The organism is Sphingobium lactosutens DS20, assembly GCF_000445105.1.
Lineage (GTDB): Bacteria > Pseudomonadota > Alphaproteobacteria > Sphingomonadales > Sphingomonadaceae > Sphingobium > Sphingobium lactosutens.
This window is the reverse complement of record NZ_ATDP01000009.1, coordinates 1-719: the sequence shown is the minus strand read 5'-3', so window position 1 is coordinate 719 and position 719 is coordinate 1. Positions and strand designations below refer to the sequence as shown.

The window sequence follows — 719 nt, the reverse complement described above, 5'->3', positions numbered from 1 at the left end:
GCCGGCGTCAGGGAGCGGGGGCAGGTCGTCAGGCAGCGGCGGGAGATCGGACAGGTCGACGCCGTCGATCGGGCCGGGATTGAAATCCTCGCGCGCCTTCGCGCCCTTGGCCATGTTCCCATCTATGTCGAGGCGGCCGACGGTTTCGAGCGAAGAGGTCTTGTTGCCCGGGTTCATGTCGAGCTGCCGTGCCAGCTTCTCCTTGTCGTCAACGATCATCGTCAGGCCGTCGCGCACGCGCGTCACGAGGACATTGAACAGGCGCTGGTTGGACAGGAAACGCTCGAATGAGGACATGACGCCGATCGCCCTGTCGGTTGTGATGCCTTGCGCCATATGCATGTTCAGCGAGTAGGCGAGGTCGAGGCGCGAGAGCATCGGATCGCCCATCGGCAGGGTCAGTTGCTCCTTGCCCGCCGTCTCTACCGTGACGCCGGAGCCGTCGACGCTCACCACCCGGGCGAGGGTGGCGTTGTGAAGCCCGCGGCCCTTGTCGTTCGCGGTCCAGCGGATGCGGTCGCCCTCGTGGATATCGAGCGGCTTTTTCTCGGAGAGCTGGAGCCGGTCCCGCTGCTCTGCCGGCGACAGCTTCTGCGGATCGAAGCGGATCCTGCGCCGTCCGTCTGCGAGGTCGACCTTGCCACTGGCATGGACCTTGAGGACATCGTATCGCCCGGCCTGGATGCCGACATCCTGCGCCCCGCCCCGACCCACCTCGA

Annotated in this window: 1 pseudogene; it reads right to left on the bottom strand. The window is 66.1% G+C overall.

Features of this window, described 5'->3' with window-relative positions:
• Positions 1-719: pseudogene (locus RLDS_RS0127330) on the bottom strand (MobF family relaxase); the annotation flags it as partial.